Consider the following 20,438-nt stretch of genomic DNA (forward strand, 5'->3'; position numbering starts at 1 on the left):
GGAGCGTGGGGGCAGGTCAGTTGCGGGTCAGGCGGTGGGTCAGGCCGGTGTGGCGGCGGCCCGCTCCCCTGGTGCGTACGGCCTGGGCCAGCGCCCGGCGCGAGCCGACGATCACGACGAGTTTCTTGGCCCGGGTGATGGCGGTGTAGAGCAGGTTGCGCTGCAGCATCATCCAGGCGCTGGTGGCCAGGGGGATGACGACGGCGGGGTATTCGCTGCCCTGGGAACGGTGGATGGAGACGGCGTAGGCGTGGGCGAGCTCGTCGAGTTCGTCGAAGGCGTATTCGACGGATTCGTCCTCGTCGGTCAGGACGGTGAGCTTGTGCTCGTCGGGCCGGATGTCGGTGACGATGCCGACGGTGCCGTTGAAGACGCCGGCGGCGCCCTTGTCGTAGTTGTTGCGCAGCTGGGTGACCTTGTCGCCGACGCGGAAGACGCGGCCGCCGTAGCGGCGTTCGGGCATGCCCTCGCGGGCGGGGGTGAGGGCTTCCTGCAGGGCGGTGTTGAGGGCGCCGGCGCCGGCGGCGCCGCGGTGCATGGGGGCCAGGACCTGGACGTCGCGGCGGGGGTCGAGGCGGAAGCGGCGCGGGATGCGGCGGGCGACGACGTCGACGGTGAGGGCGGCGATCTCCTCGGGTTCCTCGCAGGGGAACAGGAAGAAGTCCTTCATGCCCTCCAGGACGGGGTGGCGGCCGGTGTTGACGCGGTGGGCGTTGACGACGACGCCGGACTCCTGGGCCTGGCGGAAGATCTGGGTCAGCCGTACGCGGGGGATGTCGTCGGCGGCCAGGAGGTCTTTGAGGACCTCGCCGGCGCCGACGGAGGGCAGCTGGTCGACGTCGCCGACGAACAGCAGGTGGGCGCCGGGGGCGACGGCTTTGACGAGCTTGTTGGCCAGCAGCAGGTCGAGCATGGAGGCCTCGTCGACGACGACGAGGTCGGCGTCGAGGGGGTTGTCGCGGTCGAAGGTGGCCTCGCCGCCGGGGCGCAGCTGCAGCAGGCGGTGCACGGTGGTGGCCTCGTGGCCGGTCAGCTCGGCCAGGCGTTTGGCGGCGCGGCCGGTGGGGGCGGCCAGGATGACCTTGGCGCGTTTGGCGCGGGCCAGCAGCACGATGGAGCGTACGGTGAAGCTCTTGCCGCAGCCGGGGCCGCCGGTCAGGACGGCGACCTTCTCGGTGAGGGCCAGGCGGACGGCCTGGCGCTGCTCGGTGGCCAGTTCGGCGCCGGTCTGGGCGTGCAGCCAGGTCTCGGCGCGTTCCCAGTCGACGTCGGCGAAGGTCTTCAGGCGGTCGTGGCCGCCGTTGAGCAGGGACAGCAGGCCGGAGGCCAGGGAGATCTCGGCGCGGTGGAAGGGCGGCAGGTAGACGGCGGGTACGTGGTTGTCGCCGGCGGGGACGCTCTCGCGGACGACGCCTTCGTCGGCGACGAGCTGCTCCAGGCAGGCGGTGGCGAGCTCGGCGGGCACGTCGAGGATCTTGACGGCGTCGGCGACGAGGTTGGGGGCGGGCAGGTAGCAGTGGCCGTCGTCGGCGGCCTGGGACAGGGTGTAGCGCAGGCCGGCCTTGACGCGTTCGGGGCTGTCGTGGGGGATGCCGACGGCCTGGGCGATGGTGTCGGCGGTCTTGAAGCCGATCCCCCACACGTCGTCGGCGAGCTTGTAGGGCTGGGTCCTGACGACGGAGATGGAGGTGTCGCCGTACTGCTTGAAGATGCGTACGGCGATGGAGGTGGACACGCCGACGCCCTGCAGGAAGATCATCACCTCTTTGATGATCTTCTGTTCGTCCCAGGCGGCGGCGATCATCTTGGTGCGTTTGGGGCCGAGGCCGGGCACTTCGGTGAGGCGTTCGGGGTGCTGCTCGATGATGTCGAGGGTGTCGGTGCCGAAGTGGTCGACGATGCGCTCGGCCATCTTGGGGCCGATGCCCTTGATGAGGCCGGAGCCGAGGTAGCGGCGGATGCCCTGGACGGTGGCCGGCAGCACGGTGGTGTAGGACCACACCTCGAACTGGCGGCCGTAGCGGGGGTGGGAGGTCCAGCGGCCGAGCAGCCGCAGCGACTCGCCGACCTGGGCGCCGAGCAGGGGGCCGACGACGGTGAGCAGGTCGGCGCCGGTGCGTTCGGTGGCGACGCGGGCGATGGTGTAGCCGGTCTCCTCGTTGGCGTAGGTGATGCGTTCGAGTACGGCTGAAAGCTCGGAGGGTGCGATCTTGGCCGCGCCTTCGCTCACCGTTGCATCCCTTTCGCCTGATCGTCTCCTGGTCAGGGTAAAGGAAGGGCGGCGTGCGGGGGTTGTGCGGCGGGAGGGCCGCCGGCTCCTGCGGGCGCCCGGGGAGCGCGGACCCACTCCCCTCCCCCGCCGTCGCGGTCTTCGTGTGGCCCTGTAGTGACTGGGGGCGGCCATGGTGATCGGTCCCGGCGACCAGTGGCCCTGGCAGCGACTCGGACCTCCCATGCCGATTCCGGAAGAGACCCGGGAGCCGAAGGCTACATGTACGAGGTAAAAGCCCGGCATCCCGGCCAGCCGGAGGAACGGGGCGATCCCGTGACGTAGCTCGCACAGGCTGACCAACGTCCAGCCTGTTATCCGTCCTGGCTCCTGTCGGGGAACCGACCCGACGCAGCCAACCGTGGCTCCTGCGGCAGCCGGGGAGCGCGTCCGGTCGGGCGTCGTACGTCGCCAGGGCATCCGTGGTGCCGCCTGCTCCGCCGCCGGGCGAGCGGAATGTACGGTGGTTGCCGTGCATGACGAGGTCTACCGTTACAACGAGGAACGCTGGCAGGCCCTTGTGGCGGCGGACGCCTTGTTCACCCGTCCCATGCTCGACCTCGACAAGGACAAGGCGCGGGCTTATCTGGGGCTGGAGCAGCTGGGCATCTCCGGCGACGTGGCGGGCCGGAAGGTGCTCTGCCTGGCGGGTGGAGGTGGGCAGCAGTCGGTGGCCTTCGCGCTGCTGGGGGCCGAGGTGACGGTTCTCGACATCTCCTCCGGGCAACTGGAGCGCGACCGCTCGGCGGCCGGGCACCACGGCGTGCGCGTCCGTACGGTCCAGGGGGACATGCGGGATCTGTCGGCGCTCGACGGCTGCTCGTACGACCTGGTCTGGCACCCGTACTCGCTGACGTTCGTCCCGGACTGCCGGGTGGTCTTCCGCGAGGTCGCCAGGGTCGTGCGCGAAGGGGGCCACTACTACCTGATGTGCGCCAACCCGTTCTTCTCCGGGCTCACCCACGACTCCTGGAACGGGGACGGCTACACGCTGGCGCAGCCCTACACGGACGAGGCCGCGACCAGCTATCCCGACCAGGAGTGGGTCTACGACCGCACCACGGGCGGCCAGCGCATCGTCGAGCCCCGGGAGTACCGGCAGACGCTGAGCCGCATCGTCAACGGGCTCGTCGGGGAGGGCTTCCTGCTGACGTTCCTCCGCGAAGTCCAGGGCGGCCGTGGCGACGCGGAGCCGGGGAGCTGGGAGCACTTCATGATGGTGGCCCCGCCCTGGCTGGAATTCGTCTGCCAGTACCGTCCCGCCAAGGGTGGGCGTACCTCTAGGTGAGTCGTGCCTGGATGCCGGTGATGACCGTGTCCAGGCCGAGCTCGAACACCTCGTCCGAGCCGGGGGGCTCCATGCCGCGCATGATGGCGTTCTCCGAGGAGCTGAGCGGGTTCGACCTGGGGCCCCGGCTGGAGGGCATCGGCTGCCCCACGCTCGTGATGGTCGGACGGCATGACCCCGCAGGGCCCGCCCGCGCACAGCCGGGAGATCGCCGGACGCGTCGCCCGGGCCTGCCTGGCGGTGTCCGAGCGCAGCGGTCACTTCCCGTACCTGGAGGAACGGGACGCCTTCGAAGACGTGCTCGCGGGGTGGGTCCGCGACCACGGCCTCGGGTAGAGCCCGCCGCGCGGCCGCTCAGTCGCGCAGCTGCGCGTTGAGCCGTGCGGCCTGTCGCGTGAGGTGGTCGCGTTCGGGGAGGCTGGAGGCCGATCGGGCGGCTTCGGCGTAGAGCCGCGCTGCGGTCACGAGGTCACCGTCGCGCTCGTGGAGGTACGCCGCGACGGCGGTGTGGCGGGGCAGGGCGGGGTCGAGCTCCGCCAGGGCGGCCAGGCCGGCCCGCGGGCCGTCGGCCTCGCCGACCGCGACGGCCCGGTTGAGGCGGGCCACCGGGCTGCCGGTCAGGCGTACCAGTTCGTCGTACCACTCGACGATCTGCACCCAGTCGGTCTCCTCGGCCGTGCGGGCGTCGGCGTGCAGCGCGGCGATGGCGGCCTGGGCCTGGAACTCCCCCAGGCGGTCGCGGGCCAGGGCGGCCTGGAGCACGTCGACGCCCTCGGCGATCAGGCGGGTGTTCCACAGGCTGCGGTCCTGCTCGGCCAGGGGTATGAGCCGGCCGTCGGGTCCGGTCCGGGCCGGGCGCCGCGCGTGGTGCAGCAGCATGAGCGCGAGCAGGCCCGCGACTTCCTCATGGTGGGTCTTGACCGCCAGCTGGCGGGTGAGCCGGATCGCCTCTCCGGCGAGGTCGACGTCGCCGGAGTAGCCCTCGTTGAAGACCAGGTAGAGCACGCGCAGCACCGTGGGGACGTCGCCGGGCTGGTTGAACCGGACGGAGGAGACGGTCCGCTTGGCCCGGCTGATGCGCTGGGCCATGGTCGCCTCCGGCACGAGGTAGGCCTGCGCGATCTGACGCGTGGTCAGGCCGGCGACCGCGCGCAGCGTGAGTGCGACGGCCGAGGCCGGGGTCAGGGACGGGTGCGCGCACAGGAAGTACAGCTGGAGCGTGTCGTCCACCGCCTCCCCCGGGCCGGGCACGGGCTCGGTCTCGACGCGTACCTCGCGGTGCCGGCGGGAGGTGTCGGCGCGGGCGGCGTCGAGGAACTTGCGCCAGGCCACGGTGACCAGCCAGCCCTTGGGGTCGCGCGGCTGGTCGTCCGGCCACGCGCGCAGGGCCTCGACCAGGGCTTCCTGTACGGCGTCCTCGGCCGCCGCGAAGTCGGCTCCGCGACGGACGAGGACACCGATCACCGCGGGCACCAGCTCCCGCAGCAGCGGCTCGTTCACTCGGTCACCGTGAGCCGCTCGGCCAGGAAGGGGCGCACCTCGAGCCATTCGTGGATCGGCTCGCCACCCGCGCCCGGAGCCGCGGACAGCTCGCCGGCCAGCTCCAGCGCCCGCTCGTAGGTCTCGACGTCGATCACCATCCAGCCGGCGATCAGGTCCTTGGTCTCCGCGAACGGGCCGTCGGTGACCGGCGGCCGCCCCTCGCCGTCGGAGCGGACGAACGTGCCCTCCGGGGAGAGCGCCTGATGGTCGACGAACTCGCCGGTGCCCTCCAGCCGGGCGGCGAAGTCCCGCATGTACTGCACGTGGGCCGAGATCTCCTCCGGCGTCCACTGGTCCATCGGCACGTCGTTGACCGCTGCCGGCGCGCCCCGGTAGTGCTTGAGCAGCAGGTACTTGGCCATCATGTTCTCCTTGGTGTGTTCGGGCCATTGTGGCCGGTGTTCCGTGCGGGGACGAAACCGCGCGCGTGCGAGAGCCGTCCGCAACCACCGAACACGATGCTGTGGGCCAGATCACGGTTGAGGTTGACCTGAGGTCAGGGGGGCTCCTCAACGAGGTGTTCGGCGGTGCGCAGGCCGATCCGGCCCAGCCGGCGGGCTGAGCACCGGCGTGCACCAGGGAGAACTCGAACCAGCGCCACGCCGAGCTCCACGGGCCGGCGTGGCCCGTCCGTACGCTCGGCCGCGGTGCGCGTGGTCGCCCGGCTCGAACACAAGGCAGGCTGAGGCAGATGAGGAAGGGGGTCACGATCGGGCAGGCGGCGGCGTTCGTCGGCGTCACGGTGAAGACGGTGCGGCATTACCACAAGCTCGGCCTGGGGAAGGAGCCGGACGGCCTCCGCATCGCCGAGCTCGCCGCCGCCGCGGCCGACCGCTACCTCGCCAACCCCGCACTGCTGAAGACCGTGACCGGCCTGCAGGCCCGCACCGAGGCCGCGACCCGGTACACGCTGATCGCCCGCCACGGTGACGAGCAGACGCCGGCCGCGGCGCGGCTGACCGCGCTTTACGAGGCCAGGCTCCGCGCCGCCGGCATCCGCATCCCCCGTCCGGACTCCCCCTGCCCGCGCCGCGCCGCGCTCCGCTCCTTCGGCCGGCCGGCCGGCGGGTGGCCGGGGGCATCTCGTCCGGCACCGGCAGGAGCGCGTGGTCCAGGGCATTCCAGGCGTGCCGGGCCCCGGGGATGCCGCCCGCTCACGTTCCAGGGGCTCCTGCGGGGAGCTTGGTGTCGTCGTCGGTCCTGGCCGCGTTCAGGTTCGCCCCGGTCAGGTCGGCGCCCGTCAGGTCGGCGCCCTTGAGGTTCGTCCCCTTCAGGTCCGCTCCGCGCAGGCTCGCCTTGCGCAGATCCGCTTCGCGCAGGTCCGCTCCGCGCAGGCTCGCCCCGTTCAGGTTCACGTCGCGCAGGTCCGCCTCGCGCAGGTCCGCGTTGAACAGGTCCACCCCGCTCAGGTTGGCCCAGCTCAGGTCCGCCTTCCTCAGGTCCGCCTCGAACAGGTCCACCCCGCTCAGGTCCGCGCCGTTCAGGTCCGCCTCGCTGAGGTCCGCCATGAACAGGATCGCGTGCCCCAGGTCCGCGCTGTCCAGGTACGCCTTGCGCAGGTCGCTGCCGGACAGGTCGGTGTGGGCCAGGTTGGCCCCGCTCAGGTGGGCCCCGCTCAGGTCCGCCCGGGTCAGGATGGCGGTGCCGAGGTTCAGGCCGCTCAGATCCGCGCCCGGCACACGGATGCGCGCCAGGTTGCAGCCGCAGACCCAGTCGTGCCCGAGCCCGGTGTTCGGCGCATCGTAGACGCTGCCGAGCACGGTCAGGGCCATCTGCACGTCGGTGGCCGGTCGCCCGAGCTGCCGGGCTGGTGACATCGAATCGTGCTCGCGCACGTACGCGGCCATGACATCGACGGTCATCACCCGATCACGTGGAGAATCCTGCGCCAGGCGTTGCAGCGTGTCGATCGCGTCCAGGCGGACCTCGATCCGCTCGGAGCCGAGCTGCGCCACGGCCTGGCCGTACCTGTCGGGGCTCTGCCCTTCCAGCGGGGTCTGCATGGACCTGGCGTCGGTGTAGACCAGGCTGCCCGCGGCCAGCAGCAACCCGAGGACGATGCCCCAGGTGCTCATCCGCTCAAGGAGCGCCCCTCGTTCGGCGGTGAGCGTGTCGAGGGGTCTTTCAGCCGGGCGGGCGTCGGTCTCCTCCGGGGTGAGCGGCCGCAGGTCGCGGCGGCGACGCAGCTCGCCCGCGACCCAGCAGCCGACGCCGATCAGGAGGCTGACGGCCGCGAGGATGGTGAGCGTCAGCGGAGGGAGATCCGCTGCGGAGTACGGCGGCGTCAGGTAGCGGGGCAGCCGGTCCAGCACCGGTGCCAGCCAGGCGGTGCCGGGTGCGCCGGTGAGCAGGTGGACGGTCACGGTGGCGATGGCGGTGCTGACGACCACGCTGATCGACCAGATCAGGGCCCGCCGCCGACGCGCTTGCCGTGATGTCACAGCCTCCATTTGATCTGGAGCTGGGTACCGAATGTAAGCCTTTCGACGGAACTGTTACTTCGGGTGACTCGCCGGGCGCCGGGCCCTGTGAACAGTGGTGCCGGCCGCAGAGTGGATGGCTGCCATGGCGGCGGCAGCCGGAAAAGAAAATTCGGGAATTCGGGGGCCGGCGGATGTCGAGAATGCTCCGGCGGCTCCGTCCCTGGGGCGAATCACGACAACGACCCTGGAGGGACGGCAATGCGAGCGAACGAGATCGCCGAGATCCTGGACCGGCCGATCAGCCAAGAGCTGCTGGCGCGCGACGTGACCCGGCTGGCGTACGTGGCCAAGGACGGCACGCCCCGGAACGTCCCGATCGCGTTCACCTGGAACGGCTCGGAGATCGTCATGTGCACCACGAAGAACGCCCCGAAGCTCCCGGCCCTGCGCGAGAACCCGACGGTCGCCCTGACGATCGACACCGAGGCGCACCCGCCCAAGGTCCTGCTGATCCGCGGCCGGGCCGAGCTGGACGTGGTCGACGGCATCCCGGAGGAGTACCTCCAGATCAACGGCTCGTACGAGATGACGCCCGAGCAGCGGGTCGAGTGGGAGGCCGAGGTCCGCTCGCTCTACGACGGCATGGTCCGGATCGTGGTGTCCCCGACGTGGGCGAAGCTGATCGACTTCGAGACGACCCTGCCGAGCGCGGTCGAGGAGCTGGTCCGGCAGCGGGCCGAGCGTGAGCGCGCCTGAACCCGGTCCCGACCGATACTGAGGAGAACATGATGCGCAAACTCATCGTCCAGCAGTGGGTGACCGTCGACAACATCGCCGCGGAGGAGGACGGCGGGCTCAGCTTCGTGTCCGGAGAGCCCTTCTCCGAGACCACCGACAAGGCGTTCGAGGCGAGCGTGATGGGGTTCATCGACTCGGTCGACACGATGATTCTCGGCGCGAACACCTACGCCCAGTCCAAGGGCTACTGGCCGTACGCCGACGAGCAGGGCGAGTACGGCGAGAAGCTCAACAACCTCACCAAGTTCGTCGCCTCGTCGAAGCTGGACGACGCCCCCTGGGGCGATTTTCCCGCCGCGACCGTGACGCGCGACCCGGCCGCCACCATCCGGGAGCTCAAGGAGCAGAGCGGCAAGGACATCTGGCTGTGGGGAAGCTTGACACTCATGCACTCCCTGCTGGACATCGGCGTCGTCGACGAGATCGTCCTGCTCGTCTGCCCGGCGTCACGCGGCAGGGGAAGGCGTGTTTTCGCGGATGGGCGGGACCTGAAGCTGGTCGAGGGCATCGCGTTCGGCAACGGCGTGGTGCGTCTGCGCTATGAGATCAAGAAGTAGGTCGCGGCGCCGGTGAGGGTTCCGCTTCCGGGGTCTCCGTGCAGCGTCGGTGGCCGAGGAGGTCGCTGCGGCGCTCGACGCGACCGGCAAGGACGTCTCGATCGGCGGCGCCGGCCTGGGCACGGCGGCGATCGAGCTCGGCCTCGTCGACGAGCTGCGGATCTTCCGCTATCCGATCGTCGTCGGTGGGGCGGCATGCGCTACCTGCCGCAGGTCACCGAAGAGGTCCTGGTCTCGACCTGGTCGAGACCAGGACGCTCGGCTCGCGCGTGATCCACGAGTGCTACCGGCCCGCCCGCGGCGACTCCGACTGACACCGCCGTCCGCGTCACCAGCGCCTCGCCGGACCGGGCATGCGCCGCGCCGGCCGTGTGGTCGCCGCCCGACGGATGACCGGCCGGTCCGAGCGCTTCGATCGGAGTTGACCCCGAATCGACTAATTCCGCACCCCGCCCTGACGACACCGGCTCAGGCCGGGGCGGGCAGACGGATCGAGTCGAGTTTGGCCGGGTCGACGACGATGTGGATGCCGCTGATCCGGCCTTCGGCGACGGTGAAGGCGATGACGGACAGAGGGGTTCCGTCGGGGCGCCACGACATGTGGCCGGGGACGCCGTTGACCAGCACGGGTCGTTGGCGGGCGGCCTCGCCGGAGAACATGCGGGCGCCGGCGGCGACCGCGGTGGCGCCGAGGGTGACGACCGTGCCGCCGGGGGTGTCGACGGTCAGCTTCACGTTCGGGTCGAGGACACGCAGGAGCGCCTCGAAGTCGCCGCTGAGGGCGGCGGCGCTGAACGCCTGGACGACCTTGTGATGCTCGCGGCCGGGGCCCGCCGGCCGATCCGTGGACCGGACCTTGCGGCGGGCGCGGCTGGCGATCATCTTGGTGGCGTCGGCGGATTTGCCCAGGATCTGGCCGATCTCGTGGAACGGGACCGCGAACATGTCGTGCAGGACGAACGCCAGGCGCTCGCCCGGGGTGAGCGAGTCGAGCACGACGAGCAGCGCGAAGCCCACCGAATCGGCCAGCGCCACCTGCTCGTCCGGCGCGGGGTCGTCGGCCGGCGTCACCACGAGGTCCGCGAACTCGTGCCCGTAAGCGGTCTCGGGATGGGCTCGACGGGATCTCAGGACGTCCAGGCTGATCCGGCCGACCACGGTGGTCAGCCAGCCCGCCAGGTTGCCGATGCTCGCCGCGTCCTGGCGGACCAGGCGCATCCAGGCCTCCTGGACCACGTCCTCGGCGTCGACGTGCGAGCCCAGCACGCGGTAGGCGAGGGCGCGCAGCCGATCGCGCTGGGCCTCGAACGCCTCGGTCACCGGGCCGGACGGGAGGGTGGTCACGGCTGTCGCTGCTTTCGCTGCTGACGGAGCGAGACCCGGTTGCCGTCCGGGTCCACCGCCTCGATGCGAACCCCGAACGGATAGTCCACGGGTTCGGACTCTTCGAAGGTGACGCCACGCCGGCGCAGGATCTCGAAATCCTTCCGCAGATCATCGGACTCAAGGATCAGCGGACCGGGCGCGCCATCCCGGCCCACGTCACCCGGCAGACCCGCGGCCGCCGCCTGCGACCACAGGAGGATCTGCACCGGGCTGCCGGGAACGCCCACGGTGAGGAACCGCCCGTCGGGCCCCGGGAAGTCGACCCGCTTCTCCAAGCCGAGCCCTTCGGTGTAGAACTCCAGCGCACGGTCCTGATCGGTGACGTAGACCGTCACGTACATGATGGTGGTCAGCATCCTGTTCTCGCTTCACTCGTCGGTGCGACGACCGTTCGTCTTCGGCCGTCGCACCTATGACGGGTGCCGACGCGAAAAGGTAACAGGACCGTCCGCCGGAGCAGCTGACCGCCACCAGGACCGCCACAGGACCGCCACAGGACCGCCACCAGGACCGACTCCACGTGGCCGCCGCTCGCCGGAAGGCTCGCGCGCGGGCGCGGTGTGCAGGAGACTTCCAGGCAGACCCATGCCCGACCGGCACCTGCGGCTGCGGGAGGCGCGCGATGCCCACACGCATGACCCTGGTGGTGGCGGCGCTGCTGCTGGCCACCCGCTGCGGCGCCGCGCCGCCTCCGCCCACCCCGCCCGGCCCGCCCGCGCAAGCCGCCCCCACCAGCGGCTGCCAGGGCGGGCAGCGGCTGGAGCCCGGCACGCACCGGCTCGGCTTCGGCGGGCTCGAGCGCCGCTTCCTGCTGTCGCTGCCCGAGGGCGCCGGCCCGCACCCCGTCGTGCTCGACCTGCACGGCCTGAACTCCACCGCCGCCCGCCAGGCCGCCTACGGCCGGCTGCCCGAGGTCGGCGCGCGCCGCGGCTACATCGTGGCCACCCCCCAGGCCGCCGAGGGTCGCATGGGCTGGACGCTGCCGCACACCGCCGGGCCCGACGACACCGGCTTCCTGACCGCGCTGCTGGACCACCTCGAGCGCAACCTGTGCGTCGACGCCGGGCGCGAGTTCGCCGCCGGCATGTCCTACGGGGCCGCCATGGCGGCCGCGCTGATCTGCGCGATGGACGGGCGCCTGGCCGCCGTGGCGGCCGTGGCCGGGCTGAACATCGTGCGCCCCTGCCAGGGCGCCGAGCCCACCACGATCGTGGCCTTCCACGGCACCGCCGACCGCATCGTCCCCTACCAGGGCGGCCACCCGCTGCGCGACGCCACCGGCGACCTGCGCAAGCTCGCCGACCTGGTCGTGCTGGACCCGGTGGAGCGGGCCGCGACCGGCTGGGCGGCCCTGCTCGGCTGCTCCGGCCGCACCACCACTCCCCTCGGCACGCGGGTACGGGTACGTGACTGGAAATCCTGCCCCGGCGGTACGACACTGCGCCTGTACACGATCGACGGGGGCGGCCACACCTGGCCCGGCCCCATCGAGGTGCCCTGGCTCGGGAGCACCGCCCGCGACCTGGACGCCACCGCCCTGATCCTCGACACCTTCGACCGCGCCCCCTCCCGCCAGTAACGCCCTGCCATCCGCCGACCGGGGAGTACGAGCCATGACCGATGAGGTACGCGTCACCATCGAAGCCGAGCCCCGTACCGGGCTGAGCCGGCAGCGGCTGCGCCAGGCGGTGGCCGGCCACCCCGAGGCGCTGGCGGCGCTGGAGGTCGCCGACCCCGAGCGGCTCACCGTCGCCTTCGCGCCCGGCCTGGGTCACGACCCCGGCGAGAACGCGCCGTTCCAGGCCACCGTGTTCGACCCGGTCGGCAACCGCGCCGTCGAGCTGCGGGGCACCCTCGACCGGCCCGAGCGGGCCGAGCTGCGGCCCAGCGCCTTCCGCCCCCAGCCCAGCCGGGAGGAGCTCGTCGCCGCCGCCGCGATCCTGCGGGCCGACCCCCGCTTCCCCGCCGGCGACGACATCGTCGTCTACCGCCCCATGCCGCCCCTGGCCGACGCCGAGAACCCCGACGGCACCACCGTGCGCCGCCCCACCCTCGGCGTCTACACCCCGGGCGAGCCCACCGGCCTGCGCCACCGCATCGTCGCCGTCGACCTGGTCGCCCGCTCGGTCGACTGGACGCCGGAGGGCATCAACGTGCGCATGCACCACGACTGCGAGGACAGCGTCCCGCAGGGCATCGACGCCCTGGCCGACCGCGGCGGGCCCGACCAGGTACGCGTGCGCGTCCACCGCGGCGCCACCGAGCTGTGGAACCTGCTGGTCGTGCGGCCGCGCGCCTCGGCCCCGCAGTCCCCCGGCATGGGCGGCGGCGTCGAGCTGCGCCAGGTCCGCTACCGCGGCCGGCTTCTGCTGCGCCAGGCGCACCTGCCCATCCTCAACGTCGAGTACGAGCAGGGCACCACCTTCCGCGACGACGTCGCCTTCGAGACCCGCTTCAGCGCCACCGGCCGCGACCCGGTCGGCTGGGGGTGGCGGCTGTGCCCCGACCCGCCCCGTACCATCCTGGAACGCCCCTCCACCGACGCCGGCAACTTCCAGGGCGTCGCCTTCCACCACGACGGCGAGGAGTTACGCATCGTCAGCGAGCTGGAGGCCGGCTGGTACCGCTACTCCAGCGACTGGCGCCTGGCCGACAACGGCGACATCTCCCCCAGGTTCGGCTTCGCCGCCACCCGCAACCCGATGACCTGCCTCGTGCACCGCCACCACGCCTACTGGCGGCTCGACTTCGACGTCGCCGGCGCCGCCAACGACGTCGTCGAGCAGATCGACGACACCGGCTCCCTCATCCCCGAACCCGTGCCGATCATCCGCGAGACCTCCCGACGGCGCCGCCCCGGCCGCTACTGGCAGGTACGCGACAAGTCCTCCGGCCACGGCTACCAGATCCACCCCGGCCCCTTCGACGGCACCGCCGACGCCTACGGCGTGTCCGACCTGTGGTTCCTGCGCCACCACCCGCGCGAGCTCGACGACGGCAACCCCGGCCCGCGCGACCGCGCCGCCATCAACCGCTTCCTCAACGGCGAGAACGTCAACGGCGCCAACCTCGTCGTCTGGTACGCCGGCCACTACTACCACGACCAGGCCCACCTCCAGCCCCACCAGGGAGAGCTCATCGGGCCGCGGCTGGTGCTGATCTAACGGCTACCCTTGTCGCTCATGACTCAGGTGGGACATCCGACGGCCCGTGCCCTGCTGCACCGGCTGGCCGTCGAACAAACCGAATGCAGGGTGCCGTCACTGACGGCGGCGATCGTCCGCGACGGGCGGCTGGCATGGTTCGGCGGCCGGGGCCGCGTCGGTGACGCCGCCCCGACCGCCGCCACCCAATACCGCATCGGGTCGATCACCAAGAGCATGGTGGCCGTGGTGGTCATGCGGCTGCGCGACGAGGGCGCCCTGGAGCTGACCGACCCGCTGGAGCGGCACCTGCCGGACACGCGGCTGGGCCACCTGACCATCGCCCAGCTGCTGTCGCACACCTCCGGGCTGACCGCCGAACCGCCCACCGCCTGGTGGGAGCGCACCCCCGGCATCCCCGCCGCAGACCTGCTGGCCCGGGTCGGCCCGGCCGAGCTCAAGCACCGGCCCGGCCGGCGCTTCCACTACTCCAACGTCGGCTTCGCCGTGCTCGGCGAGCTCGTCGCCCGCCTGCGCGGCACCACCTGGCTCAAGGCGCTGCGCACCGAGGTGCTCGACCCGCTCGGCCTGCACGACACCACGCCCCGCCCCCGAGCCCCGCACGCCACCGGCTATGCCGTGCACCCCTGGGCCGACGTGCTGCTGGCCGAGCCCGAACACGACGCCGACGCCATGGGCCCGGCCGGGCAGCTGTGGTCCACCCCGCACGACCTGGCCCGCTGGGCGGCGTTCCTGGGCGGCGAGACCGGCGGCGTGCTGTGCCCCGGCACCCTCGCCGAGATGCGCGAGCCCGCCGGGGTGGACGACGGCGACGCCTGGACCGGCGGGTTCGGGCTGGGGCTGCAGCTGGCCAGGACCGGCGGGCGCCGCCTGGCCGGGCACTCCGGGTCCATGCCCGGGTTCCTGGCCACCGTGTGGGCCGAGCCGGCCGAGGGGCTGGGGGTGCTGTTCATGGCCAACACCACCTCCGGGATGAGCGGCACGCTGCTGACCGACCTGCTGGACATCCTGGAGAAGTACGAGCCGCGCCTGCCCGACGAGTGGCGGCCGGTGCCCGCCGACCCCGCCCTGCTGGCCTCGACCGGGCTGTGGCACTGGGGGCCCAAGCCGTACACGCTGCGGCTGCTGCCCGAGCGCGGGCTGTCGCTGGAGCCGGTCGGCGGGGCCGGGCGGGCCTCGCGGTTCGTGCCGCAGGACGACGGGACGTGGCTGGGGCTGGACGGCTACTACGCCGGCGAGACGCTGCGGGTGGCGGCCGACCACCTCGACCTCAACACCTTCATCTTCACCCGCGAGCCGTACGACCCGGCCGCGCCGGTGCCGGGAGGGGTCGAGGACTGGCACGCCTGACCCCCCGGACGCTCAGGCGGTGCGGGAGGTGACCGTGACCGTGCGGTGGTCGAAGCCGTGGGAGGCGGCGACGACCCGTCCGCCCGGGTGGCCGGCGCTCATGGTGGCCACCGCGCGCAGCATGCGTCCGGTGGCGTACGCGCCGCCGACCGGTCCGCCCATCGGCTCCAGGGCCTCGGCCTGCCGCCTGCCCTGCTCCGACAGGGTGCGCAGGTCGTGGTCGCCCGCCCATCCCGCGCGCGGCACGGAGGCGCAGTGCGGCACCGGCTCCAGGACGAAGCCGCCGGGGATCATCATGGGGTGATGGTCCGGCCCGCGGCGCCCGGCCGCAAGCGGGGCTCAGCCGGACAGGGCCTCGGCCAGGTCGGCGGCGGCACCGGCGGGCAGGGCGCCGTGCAGCAGCTCCACCCGGTGCACCAGCCGGGGCGAGGCCAGCGGCACACCGCACGCCCGCCCCCGCACCCGGGAGGGCTCCGGTGCCTCGGCGCGGACGGCCGAGGCGGAGGCGGGGACGGCGGAGGCGGAGGCGGGGACGGCGGAGGCGGAGGCGGGGACGGCGGAGGCGGAGGCGGGGACGGCGGAGGCGGGCAGCAGGGTCAGGCCATGGCCGGCCGCCGCCAGGTTGACCACGGTGTGCACGTCGTCGCCCGCGTACTCCATCCCCACCGGGAACCCCTCGCCCACGAGGTCGCGCAGCCGCGCCAGCGGGCACAGCGGCGTCTGCAGCCAGCGCGCGTCCACCAGGTCGGCCAGCCGCAGCGCCGCCCGGCCGGCCAGCGGATGGTCGCCGGGCAGGACCACCACCAGCTCCTCCTCCGTCACCCCGGTGGCGGTCATCGGCCCGGCGTCGGGCAGGCGCAGCGGGTCGCTGGGCGCCACCACGCCGTCGGCCAGCCCCAGGTCGGCCCGCCCGTCGGCGACCATCGCCGTGACCTGCTCGCGCCCGCAGGTGTGCAGGCGTACCTCCAGGCGCGGCTGGCGCGCCCGCGCCCGCGCCAGCCGCGCGGCCAGGACCGGGTTGAGCGCGAGCGGGGTGGCGGCCAGGCGCAGCCGGTGGCGGGGCCCGGCGGCGGCGCGCAGCACGTCGGCGCGGGCGGCCCGCAGGCGCAGCAGCAGCGGCCCGGCGTGTTCCAGCAGGCGCCGCCCGGCCGGGGTGGGCTCGACCGGGCGGCGGCGCAGCAGCGGCAGGCCCAGGTCGGCCTCCAGCGCGGCGATCTGCTGGGAGATCGCCGACTGCGTGTAGCCGAGCTCGGAGGCGGCGGCGGAGAACGAGCCGTGGCGGGCGACGGTCACGAACGTGGTCAGCAGATGCGGGTCCATCAGTGTTGCTTATAGCAGATGCAGTATTCATCGTTGGCGCTTAACCCGGGTGGGCGGTCACGATGGTGTCATGAGAATCGCCCTTGTGGGGGACCGCTCCCCCAGCGTTCGTTCCCATGTCCGGATCCCGCTGCTGATGGAGGCGCTGCGCGAGCGGGAGGGCATCGCGCTGGACCCGTACTGGATGCCGACGACCGACGTGACCGGCCTGGACGGCTTCGACGGGATCTGGATGTTGCCCGGCAGCCCGTACCGTGACGAGGCGGGCGCGGTCGAGGCCGCGCGCGTGGCGCGCGAGCGGCGGATCCCGTTCCTCGGCACGTGCGGCGGGTTCCAGCACATGCTGCTGGAGTTCGCGCGGCACGTGTGCGGGCTGGACGTCGCGCACGCCGAGAACGAGCCGGGCGCGCGCGACTTCCTGCTGACGCCGCTGGCGTGCTCGCTGGCCGGGCACGAGGGCCTGGTACGGCTGGAGCCCGGCTCGCTGATCGAGCGGATCGTCGGGACGCCCACCACGATGGAGGCCTACATCTGCTCCTACGGGCTCAACGAGGACTACAAGCAGACGCTGGCCGGGCACGGGATGGTGTTCTCCGGCCACGCCGACGACGGCGCGGTACGGGTGGCCGAGCTGCCCGGGCACCCGTTCTTCCTGGCCACGATGTTCCAGCCGGAGCTGGCCGGGGACGGGCGGCGCCCGCACCCGGTGATCACCGCGTTCGCGACGGCCGTCACCCGCCACCACGCCGCCCGAGAGCTGGCACGCACGCCGTAACGGGCGGCGGGGCACCCCGCGGGGGTCGGCCGGGCGGTTCGGTGCCGGTGGGCGCGGCAGGGGTGGAGGCCATCACGTGCGGGGTCGGGTGGTCGGCGGGGGCCAGGTGGAATTCGGCCAGGAAGCGGCGGCCGGTGCTCTCCCCGTGGGGCAGCGGGTCGTGCACGTAGGGGTCGGTGAACACCAGCCCTGGCAGGTTGCGCTCGGGCGGGCGATGGTGGCCACGTTCGGGTACAGCGCGGCGTGGGACGGGAAGCCGGCCAGCGCGTCCCGCGGCCGCCGCACCTGCGGGAGGGCCGGATGTCGCGGTCCTGCTCCAGCCACGTGCAAGGTCGCCCCCAACGGCCCGTACCGGATTGGAGGACGTCCACCGCGCCGGCGGCATGCCCGCCGTCCCGGGCGACTGCACCGTGCCGGGCTGCTCCACGACGACGTGCACGCCGTCCACGCCGGCTCCCTCGACGGGTGGCCGGCCACCTGGGACATCCGCGGCCTTTCGCAGGAGGAGGCCGCCGAAGCGATCCTGTCCGGACGCGTCACGCCGGGCACCGTGCTGGTCATCCGCTCCGAGGGGCCACCCGGCGGCCCCGGCATGCGCCCTCCTCCCACCGCGCTGCGCGCCTACGCCGCCTTGGCCCAGCCCGCTGACAAGGGCGCCGTACGCGAGCTCGCGGACCGCTGACCCCCGCATGGGGACGTCGTGTCCGGACGCCCGGTCAAGGACCGGTCACCCGGTCGATGAACGCGCTCAGGTTGCCCCGGGTGCGGGCGATCCTCTCCGCCACCGTGAGGGTCTCCTCGAAGTCGGCCCCCACGCCCGACGGCTTCCGGCCGCGGGTGTAGAGGGAGCAGGCCAGGTCGGCGCACACGTACTGTCCGACCGTGTTGCCCTGACGCCCGGTCTCGCCGGTGCGGCGCGCGGTCATCAGCGCCACGCCGCCGCTGGTGTGGGTGGTCAGGCACAGCGAGCACATGCTGCGTGCGGTGAAGCCCCGCGACGAGCCCGGGGCGGCCCGCAGCGCGATCCCGACCCGGCTGCCGTCGTCGCGTTCGGCGACCAGGTAGCCGCGGTCGGGGGCGCCGGGATCTCGCCAGCCGAGGAAGTCGAGATCGTCCCAGGGCTGCTCGTCAAGGTCCTTGGGCACGCCCGCGCGCCTGGCCTCCCCCTTGGAGCAGTTGACGAACGAGGTGCGGATGTCGCTTTCCGTCATGGGTCTCATGTCCGGCGAGGCTAGCTTCCCTAATATAATTAGACAAATCCTTAATTTGATTAGGCGAGGTTCCATGGCACGCGCGGGCATCACCAGCGAACGCGTCACCCGGACGGCGGCCGACCTGGCCGACGAGATCGGCTTCGACCAGGTGACCGGCTCGGCGGTCGCGCGCCGGCTCGGCGTCAAGGACCCGAGCCTGTACGCGCACATCCGCAACGCGCGGGAGCTGAAGGTACGGGTCGCGCTGCTGGCCCTGGAGGAGCTGGCCGACCGGGCCGCCGCCGCGCTGGCCGGGCGGTCGGGCAAGGACGCGCTGGTGGCGCTCGCCGACGTCTACCGCGGCTACGCCAAGGAGCACCCGGGCCGGTACGCCGCCTCCCGGTTCGAGCTGGACGCCGAGACCGCGGCCGGCAGCGCGGGGCCCCGGCACGCGGAGATGACCCGGGCGCTGCTGCGCGGCTACGACCTGCCCGAGCCCGACCAGACCGACGCCGTACGCCTCCTGGGCGCCACCTTCCACGGCTTCGTGAGCCTGGAAATGGCCGGCTCCTTCCGCCACACCCCGCGCTCGGCCGACGACTCCTGGGCCTGGGCCCTGGACACCCTCGACCTCGCCCTCCGCAACCGTTCAAGGAAGCCCGAATGACCGACTGGATCACCACCCCCATCGACGAACGCATCCTGCGCGGCGCGCTGGAGCTCGAACGCACCGGGCGCGGCACGCTGCCGCACCGGCTGCCCGCCTGGGCGCGCAGGCAGTTCCCCGACGACTACCTGGCCAGGGTCGAGTCCCAGCCGTCCGGGGTGCGGCTGGCCTTCCGCACCCGGGCCACCGCCGTCGAGCTGGACGTGCTGCCCACCAAGAACGCCTACCCGGGGTTCCCGCCCCGGCCGGACGGCGTCTACGACCTGGTCGTGGACGGCCGCCTGGCCGGCCGGGCCGGCGTGCCCGGAGGCAACCTCGCCGTCATCGACCTGGCCGGTCAGTCCTCCACCGTCCGGCCGGGGCAGCCCGGCACCGTCGGCTTCTCCGGTCTGGCGGCCGGGGTGAAGGACGTGGAGATCTGGCTCCCGCAGGTCGAGGTCACCGAGCTGATCGAGCTGCGTACCGACGCGCCCGTCGAGGCCGTGCCGGACCGCGGCCGCCGCGTGTGGCTGCATCACGGCAGCTCGATCAGCCACGGCTCCAGCGCCGCCGGCCCGACCGAGACCTGGCCCGCGCTGGCCGCCGCCCGGGGCGGCGTCGAGCTGATCAACCTCGGGTTCAGCGGGAACGCGCTGCTCGACCCGTTCACCGCGCGTACCATCCGCGACACGCCCGCGGACCTGATCAGCCTCAAGATCGGCATCAACCTGGCCAACGCCGACCTGATGCGCTCGCGCGGCTTCACCCCCGCCGTGCACGGCTTCCTCGACACCATCCGCGACGGGCACCCCGGCACGCCGCTGCTGGTGATCTCCCCGATCCTCTGCCCCGTCCAGGAGGACACCCCCGGCCCCCTCGCCCCCGACCCCGACGACCCCGGCCTGCGGTTCCGGGCACTCGGCAGCCCGTCGGAGGTCGCCGCCGGCCGCCTGACCCTCAACGTCATCCGGGACGAGCTGGCCCGCATCACCGCGCAGCGGTCGATCGACGACCCCGCACTCCACTACCTCGACGGCCGCTCCCTCTACGGCGAGGCCGACTTCGTCGAGCTGCCCCTGCCCGACCGGGTCCACCCCGACCCGGCCGGCCACCGCCGCATCGGCGAACGCTTCGCCGAGCTGGTCTTCGGCGACGGGGGCCCGTGGAGCCCGTGAGGCGCTCGACGGGAGGCCGTAGAGCGCGTGAGGCGCTCTACGGGGGCCGTGGAGCGCGTGAGGCCGCTCTTCTACGTCGCGGGCAGCAGCGCGGCCAGCCGGCGCAGGCAGTGGCGCAGGAGGGCGACGGCCACCGGACGGGCCAGCGGCCACGCGGCCCGGCCCAGCGCCCCGAACGGCAGCTCCAGCTCCTCGGCCCACACCACCCGGCTGCCGCCCCGCTGCGGGAGCACCCGGATGGCGCCGCGCCCGCGCACGACGCGCCCGGTGTGCGTGATGCGCAGCAACGTCGGCGGCTGCCAGTGGGTGATCGTCATCGTGTCCAGGAAGCCGAACGGCCGCACCCCCGTGTACGCCTCCAGCCCGTCCTCGCCCACCCGGCGCGCCGTGGTCATGAGCATCCACTCCTGGTGCCGGGGCCAGTCGGTGATCAGGCCGAACACCTGCTCCGGCGGCGCCGGGACGTGGACGGCGGCGGCCGCGTACACCGGTTTCGCCACGATGATCCCCCCAAAGGTCGCTGGGACCATCCTGGCCCGCCACCGGGCACCG

The 20,438-nt window shown here is 72.9% G+C and carries 23 protein-coding genes; 12 read left to right on the forward strand and 11 right to left on the reverse strand.

The annotated features are described in order from the left end of the window. Window positions 1–16: 16 nt before the first annotated feature. Complete coding sequence (locus tag ACBJ59_RS23170; protein WP_375112309.1) at window positions 17–2,230, reverse strand: ATP-dependent RecD-like DNA helicase; 2,214 nt, start codon at window positions 2,228–2,230, stop codon at window positions 17–19. 511 nt (window positions 2,231–2,741) lie between these two features. Here ACBJ59_RS23170 and ACBJ59_RS23175 point away from each other — a divergent pair. After that, window positions 2,742–3,557 (forward strand): class I SAM-dependent methyltransferase, encoded by an 816-nt coding sequence (locus ACBJ59_RS23175; protein ID WP_375112310.1) that lies wholly within the window; start codon window positions 2,742–2,744, stop codon window positions 3,555–3,557. Here the strand turns inward: ACBJ59_RS23175 and ACBJ59_RS23180 are convergent. After that, entirely contained in the window at window positions 3,550–3,708 is a 159-nt protein-coding gene (locus tag ACBJ59_RS23180) for a hypothetical protein (protein ID WP_375112311.1), read from the reverse strand. The genes ACBJ59_RS23175 and ACBJ59_RS23180 overlap by 8 nt on opposite strands. A gap of 20 nt (window positions 3,709–3,728) precedes the next feature. Between ACBJ59_RS23180 and ACBJ59_RS23185 the strand changes: the two genes are divergently transcribed. Further along, entirely contained in the window at window positions 3,729–3,893 is a 165-nt protein-coding gene (locus tag ACBJ59_RS23185) for an alpha/beta fold hydrolase (protein WP_375112312.1), read from the forward strand. An 18-nt stretch (window positions 3,894–3,911) separates the two neighbouring features. Here the strand turns inward: ACBJ59_RS23185 and ACBJ59_RS23190 are convergent, their stop codons facing one another. Further along, window positions 3,912–5,057 (reverse strand): RNA polymerase sigma factor, encoded by a 1,146-nt coding sequence (locus tag ACBJ59_RS23190; RefSeq protein WP_375112313.1) that lies wholly within the window; start codon window positions 5,055–5,057, stop codon window positions 3,912–3,914. Then, a complete protein-coding gene (locus ACBJ59_RS23195) occupies window positions 5,054–5,461 on the reverse strand; it encodes a YciI family protein (RefSeq protein WP_375112429.1) in 408 nt (135 codons plus the stop codon). The genes ACBJ59_RS23190 and ACBJ59_RS23195 overlap by 4 nt, the downstream gene beginning before the upstream one ends. A gap of 329 nt (window positions 5,462–5,790) precedes the next feature. Between ACBJ59_RS23195 and ACBJ59_RS23200 the strand changes: the two genes are divergently transcribed. Further along, entirely contained in the window at window positions 5,791–6,357 is a 567-nt protein-coding gene (locus ACBJ59_RS23200; protein WP_375112314.1) for a MerR family DNA-binding transcriptional regulator, read from the forward strand. On the opposite strand, the gene ACBJ59_RS23205 is transcribed toward ACBJ59_RS23200, so the two are convergent. Continuing rightward, window positions 6,254–7,540: a pentapeptide repeat-containing protein gene (locus tag ACBJ59_RS23205; RefSeq protein ID WP_375112315.1), complete on the reverse strand. Its 1,287-nt coding sequence runs from the start codon at window positions 7,538–7,540 to the stop codon at window positions 6,254–6,256. The two genes, ACBJ59_RS23200 and ACBJ59_RS23205, sit on opposite strands and share 104 nt — an antisense overlap. A gap of 240 nt (window positions 7,541–7,780) precedes the next feature. Between ACBJ59_RS23205 and ACBJ59_RS23210 the strand changes: the two genes are divergently transcribed. Together ACBJ59_RS23210 and ACBJ59_RS23215 are read left to right on the forward strand one after the other, a co-directional pair. Continuing rightward, window positions 7,781–8,278 carry a pyridoxamine 5'-phosphate oxidase family protein gene (locus tag ACBJ59_RS23210; RefSeq protein WP_375112316.1) on the forward strand — a complete coding sequence of 166 codons (498 nt, stop codon included), beginning with the start codon at window positions 7,781–7,783 and terminating at the stop codon, window positions 8,276–8,278. A gap of 29 nt (window positions 8,279–8,307) precedes the next feature. Further along, window positions 8,308–8,877 (forward strand): dihydrofolate reductase family protein, encoded by a 570-nt coding sequence (locus tag ACBJ59_RS23215; protein WP_375112317.1) that lies wholly within the window; start codon window positions 8,308–8,310, stop codon window positions 8,875–8,877. Between the two features lie 468 nt (window positions 8,878–9,345). Here the strand turns inward: ACBJ59_RS23215 and ACBJ59_RS23220 are convergent, their stop codons facing one another. Beyond that, on the reverse strand, window positions 9,346–10,221 hold the full coding sequence (locus tag ACBJ59_RS23220) for a sigma-70 family RNA polymerase sigma factor (RefSeq protein WP_375112318.1): 876 nt from the start codon (window positions 10,219–10,221) through the stop codon (window positions 9,346–9,348). Further along, window positions 10,218–10,619 (reverse strand): VOC family protein, encoded by a 402-nt coding sequence (locus ACBJ59_RS23225; protein WP_375112319.1) that lies wholly within the window; start codon window positions 10,617–10,619, stop codon window positions 10,218–10,220. Before ACBJ59_RS23225 ends, ACBJ59_RS23220 begins: the two co-directional genes overlap by 4 nt. A gap of 266 nt (window positions 10,620–10,885) precedes the next feature. Between ACBJ59_RS23225 and ACBJ59_RS23230 the strand changes: the two genes are divergently transcribed. The 3 genes from ACBJ59_RS23230 to ACBJ59_RS23240 are packed head-to-tail and all read left to right on the forward strand — an operon-like array spanning window position 10,886 to window position 14,777. Then, the gene (locus ACBJ59_RS23230) at window positions 10,886–11,842 is read left to right on the forward strand and encodes an alpha/beta hydrolase family esterase (protein ID WP_375112320.1); all 957 of its coding nucleotides are present in this window, start codon (window positions 10,886–10,888) and stop codon (window positions 11,840–11,842) included. Between the two features lie 34 nt (window positions 11,843–11,876). Continuing rightward, window positions 11,877–13,427 carry a hypothetical protein gene (locus ACBJ59_RS23235; RefSeq protein WP_375112321.1) on the forward strand — a complete coding sequence of 517 codons (1,551 nt, stop codon included), beginning with the start codon at window positions 11,877–11,879 and terminating at the stop codon, window positions 13,425–13,427. 18 nt (window positions 13,428–13,445) lie between these two features. Continuing rightward, complete coding sequence (locus tag ACBJ59_RS23240; RefSeq protein ID WP_375112322.1) at window positions 13,446–14,777, forward strand: serine hydrolase domain-containing protein; 1,332 nt, start codon at window positions 13,446–13,448, stop codon at window positions 14,775–14,777. A 12-nt stretch (window positions 14,778–14,789) separates the two neighbouring features. Here the strand turns inward: ACBJ59_RS23240 and ACBJ59_RS23245 are convergent, their stop codons facing one another. Together ACBJ59_RS23245 and ACBJ59_RS23250 are read right to left on the reverse strand one after the other, a co-directional pair. Next, window positions 14,790–15,074, reverse strand: coding sequence for a hypothetical protein (locus ACBJ59_RS23245; protein ID WP_375112323.1), 285 nt, complete (start codon window positions 15,072–15,074; stop codon window positions 14,790–14,792). Window positions 15,075–15,116: 42 nt separating this feature from the next. Further along, window positions 15,117–16,097 carry a LysR family transcriptional regulator gene (locus ACBJ59_RS23250; protein WP_375112324.1) on the reverse strand — a complete coding sequence of 327 codons (981 nt, stop codon included), beginning with the start codon at window positions 16,095–16,097 and terminating at the stop codon, window positions 15,117–15,119. A 70-nt stretch (window positions 16,098–16,167) separates the two neighbouring features. Here ACBJ59_RS23250 and ACBJ59_RS23255 point away from each other — a divergent pair, with 70 nt between their 5' ends. Further along, window positions 16,168–16,872 (forward strand): hypothetical protein, encoded by a 705-nt coding sequence (locus ACBJ59_RS23255; RefSeq protein WP_375112325.1) that lies wholly within the window; start codon window positions 16,168–16,170, stop codon window positions 16,870–16,872. Window positions 16,873–16,948: 76 nt separating this feature from the next. Next, window positions 16,949–17,554, forward strand: coding sequence for a dihydroxy-acid dehydratase (locus ACBJ59_RS23260; protein WP_375112326.1), 606 nt, complete (start codon window positions 16,949–16,951; stop codon window positions 17,552–17,554). 34 nt (window positions 17,555–17,588) lie between these two features. Here the strand turns inward: ACBJ59_RS23260 and ACBJ59_RS23265 are convergent, their stop codons facing one another. Then, complete coding sequence (locus ACBJ59_RS23265) at window positions 17,589–18,092, reverse strand: FBP domain-containing protein (protein WP_375112327.1); 504 nt, start codon at window positions 18,090–18,092, stop codon at window positions 17,589–17,591. A 64-nt stretch (window positions 18,093–18,156) separates the two neighbouring features. Between ACBJ59_RS23265 and ACBJ59_RS23270 the strand changes: the two genes are divergently transcribed. Further along, window positions 18,157–18,732: a TetR/AcrR family transcriptional regulator gene (locus ACBJ59_RS23270; RefSeq protein WP_375112328.1), complete on the forward strand. Its 576-nt coding sequence runs from the start codon at window positions 18,157–18,159 to the stop codon at window positions 18,730–18,732. Beyond that, the gene (locus tag ACBJ59_RS23275; protein WP_375112329.1) at window positions 18,729–19,886 is read left to right on the forward strand and encodes a GDSL-type esterase/lipase family protein; all 1,158 of its coding nucleotides are present in this window, start codon (window positions 18,729–18,731) and stop codon (window positions 19,884–19,886) included. Before ACBJ59_RS23270 ends, ACBJ59_RS23275 begins: the two co-directional genes overlap by 4 nt. Window positions 19,887–19,957: 71 nt before the next feature. Here the strand turns inward: ACBJ59_RS23275 and ACBJ59_RS23280 are convergent, their stop codons facing one another. After that, complete coding sequence (locus ACBJ59_RS23280) at window positions 19,958–20,386, reverse strand: SRPBCC family protein (protein ID WP_375112330.1); 429 nt, start codon at window positions 20,384–20,386, stop codon at window positions 19,958–19,960. Window positions 20,387–20,438: the final 52 nt, after the last annotated feature.

Source organism: Nonomuraea sp. MTCD27, assembly GCF_041950495.1.
GTDB lineage: Bacteria > Actinomycetota > Actinomycetes > Streptosporangiales > Streptosporangiaceae > Nonomuraea.

Bases quoted from the DNA above. Each gene is read 5' to 3' on its own strand.
- ACBJ59_RS23235 (WP_375112321.1), top strand. From the start codon at position 11,877: ATGACCGATGAGGTACGCGTCACCATCGAAGCCGAGCCCCGTACCGGG.
- ACBJ59_RS23275 (WP_375112329.1), top strand. From the start codon at position 18,729: ATGACCGACTGGATCACCACCCCCATCGACGAACGCATCCTGCGCGGC.
- ACBJ59_RS23200 (WP_375112314.1), top strand. From the start codon at position 5,791: ATGAGGAAGGGGGTCACGATCGGGCAGGCGGCGGCGTTCGTCGGCGTC.
- ACBJ59_RS23195 (WP_375112429.1), bottom strand. From the start codon at position 5,461: ATGGCCAAGTACCTGCTGCTCAAGCACTACCGGGGCGCGCCGGCAGCG.
- ACBJ59_RS23245 (WP_375112323.1), bottom strand. From the start codon at position 15,074: ATGATGATCCCCGGCGGCTTCGTCCTGGAGCCGGTGCCGCACTGCGCC.
- ACBJ59_RS23215 (WP_375112317.1), top strand. From the start codon at position 8,308: ATGATGCGCAAACTCATCGTCCAGCAGTGGGTGACCGTCGACAACATC.
- ACBJ59_RS23240 (WP_375112322.1), top strand. From the start codon at position 13,446: ATGACTCAGGTGGGACATCCGACGGCCCGTGCCCTGCTGCACCGGCTG.
- ACBJ59_RS23225 (WP_375112319.1), bottom strand. From the start codon at position 10,619: ATGCTGACCACCATCATGTACGTGACGGTCTACGTCACCGATCAGGAC.
- ACBJ59_RS23185 (WP_375112312.1), top strand. From the start codon at position 3,729: ATGACCCCGCAGGGCCCGCCCGCGCACAGCCGGGAGATCGCCGGACGC.
- ACBJ59_RS23210 (WP_375112316.1), top strand. From the start codon at position 7,781: ATGCGAGCGAACGAGATCGCCGAGATCCTGGACCGGCCGATCAGCCAA.
- ACBJ59_RS23230 (WP_375112320.1), top strand. From the start codon at position 10,886: ATGCCCACACGCATGACCCTGGTGGTGGCGGCGCTGCTGCTGGCCACC.
- ACBJ59_RS23270 (WP_375112328.1), top strand. From the start codon at position 18,157: ATGGCACGCGCGGGCATCACCAGCGAACGCGTCACCCGGACGGCGGCC.
- ACBJ59_RS23255 (WP_375112325.1), top strand. From the start codon at position 16,168: ATGAGAATCGCCCTTGTGGGGGACCGCTCCCCCAGCGTTCGTTCCCAT.
- ACBJ59_RS23250 (WP_375112324.1), bottom strand. From the start codon at position 16,097: ATGGACCCGCATCTGCTGACCACGTTCGTGACCGTCGCCCGCCACGGC.
- ACBJ59_RS23265 (WP_375112327.1), bottom strand. From the start codon at position 18,092: ATGAGACCCATGACGGAAAGCGACATCCGCACCTCGTTCGTCAACTGC.